Source organism: Pedobacter sp. 01N416 (assembly GCF_056399685.1).
Genome location: NZ_JBFTRT010000699.1, coordinates 1 through 2,350, shown reverse-complemented (window position 1 = coordinate 2,350; position 2,350 = coordinate 1). Strand labels below are relative to the sequence as shown.

2 protein-coding genes and 1 pseudogene are annotated in these 2,350 nt (G+C 37.1%); all 3 read right to left on the bottom strand.

What is annotated here, in order from left to right; translation table 11 throughout:
* Positions 1 to 1,727 (bottom strand): AsmA family protein (locus AC1DND_RS25995; protein ID WP_477585497.1); only part of this gene is annotated, 1,727 nt, incomplete at its 3' end.
* Positions 1,728 to 1,823: 96 nt separating this feature from the next.
* Positions 1,824 to 2,114 (bottom strand): YciI family protein, encoded by a 291-nt coding sequence (locus AC1DND_RS25990; RefSeq protein WP_477585495.1) that lies wholly within the window; start codon positions 2,112 to 2,114, stop codon positions 1,824 to 1,826.
* A gap of 5 nt (positions 2,115 to 2,119) precedes the next feature.
* A pseudogene (locus tag AC1DND_RS25985) lies at positions 2,120 to 2,350 on the bottom strand (ABC transporter ATPase); the annotation flags it as partial.

The window sequence follows — 2,350 nt, the reverse complement described above, 5'->3', positions numbered from 1 at the left end:
TTTTTAGCCAGAAACTTATCATAAATGGCCTTATCAACGGTTAAACGGATATTCATTTTCGAAAGCTCCAGCACATTGCTCAGCTCTTTGGAAACCACTTGTTTGTTTCCACTCGATTTTTTCTTCGCTGTTCTCGGTCCTAAGAAGGGTAAAAACTCCTTTAGGTAGAGCTGCGGGCTCGACATTTTTAAGTTCACCAATATTTTTTCGGGAGCAGTATAATACAGGTTAGCAAAGTTGGCAATGCTACAGCTTACATTAAGTTCGCTTTTGCCCAACTGGAAATGCCCGTTCTGTATCGATAAATCGTTCTGGTTGAAATTGATGTTTAAGGCACTTTTTACCAGATGAAGCCTACGAGGGATGTAAAGAATATCTGCATCGGCAATCTGTATTTTACCTGAAACAACAGGTTTTGTAAATCTGAAATTATCAATATCTGCCTTACAGTAAAGCCTTAAGTTGGCTGTTCCGTTTTTAAATTCAAAATCGTTCGTGCCTAACGAATTGTTTAAATTGGATAGGGGAAATTGCGAGGTTACCAACCCGGTAGCAATTGGACGCGATAAATTATTCACTGTGAAAGTGTCGATCTTAAGCGGTGCATTAAAATATTTTGCCGTAAGTCTGTGGAATTTGATGGATGAATTTTCATCACCAATAATACCACCAACGGTATCCCGATTGGTAAAGGAACCATCAAAATTACAGGCCGTTAATTTGCCTGCCGGAATAGAAACCACATTATCCCGAACGGTTATGCCTACTTTGATCAAGGGATCTCCGTATTTCCCTGATCCGTCATCAACAATATTTCCCCGGATATCGATCGGTTTTTCTATGCCGAACTTTAAGAGTTTTGAGGAGATATTAGGCGATAAGAGTAAGGCAACATCTTTGAATAAAATATCATCAACAGCTATGCTAATGGCAAAAGCAGATTTATCCAATTCTATTTTGGCCCCGATTTTAAAAGGGTGCCCGCCAATGTTCAAGATTTCGGGACTCAGTATTACTGCATCCAATTCGCGGCTGTAATGTGCATTTAATGTTCCATCTAAAGTTTTGTCTTTTATAAAGCTTCCTTTTCGGGTATTAAAGGCGAAACTGTTCACTTTCGTCATTAACTTGATTTTACCTGTCCAGCCGCTATCAGGATACTGCATTCTGCCCTGGATCTGATCGATATCGAAATTGAATAACTTGAATCTCTTTTTGTTATCTAATATCAGGCTAACCTTATTAAAATCTATTTTTTTGACTTCTAATGCGGAAGATTTTGGTGACGATTTTTTCTCGTTTTTCGGCTTGCTTTTAAAAATACTTGTGTTGCTATAACCAGTAGAATCGGTGTAGATATAAATAGCTGCATTGTTGATGGCAATCTGTTTAATGTTAATGTTCCCCACAATAAGCGAAAGTACGTTTAGCGATATATCTATATCCTGCGCTTTTAAAAGATCGTGTTTATGTTGGTTCCATAAACTATCTCTCAGTAAAACGCCGTTTAAGGATACCGAAACCCCGGGAAAACTTTTCAGGAGTGTTGGCTCCATGCTTGTAGCGGTAATTTTTCCGTTTAAATTTTTATTGAGCTGTGATAGGATAGAAGCGAGTACTTCTTTTTTATTTCTACTGATGTAAAATGCTCCTGCCAACCAGGTGAGGATAATCAGAACAACAATAACCGATATAATTTTTAAAGAGATTTTGAGCCAGCGCTTCATAGACATTATTTGATTTAACCAATATAATGTTTTTTGCCAGCTAATTGTTTGAGCAATAGTGAAAATAATGTAGGATATTACTACGGGTTTTAAGGATTATTTTCCTAAAAGTGATTCGAGATCAGGATGGTATTGTGAGGTTAAGAAATGTGTAATGGAGAAATCGGCCAATCGATTGATGTAAAACGGATCTTCCATCAGGATTTTTTTTAAAGCTTCTTCATCCTTTGCCAGTGCTAAAATGATTCCACCAGTTCGGGGTACTTTTCTGCCCGAAGCAACAAAAATGTTTTTTTCATAGTATTTCTTTAAATATTGGACATGGGCCTCCATATGTTCATCCAACTCGGTTAGCGGAACAATATATTTAAGATCTACAATGAACATATGGCTTACAATAAATGGGCAAAAACAGTAGAATGCCAGCTGTTTTGGAATGGCACTTCCCATTTGCTTTCCAACTCTGCCAGATTTTGTACCATATTGTTAAAAACAATCGTTTCTGGTGTTACCTGTTTGATATTTACCAAAGTTTCAAAATCTTCTTTGCTGTTTACTACAACTTCTCCATTTACTTTATAGGCAATATTGAAGCGGTTAAAAAGGTCTACATGGTATTCCTG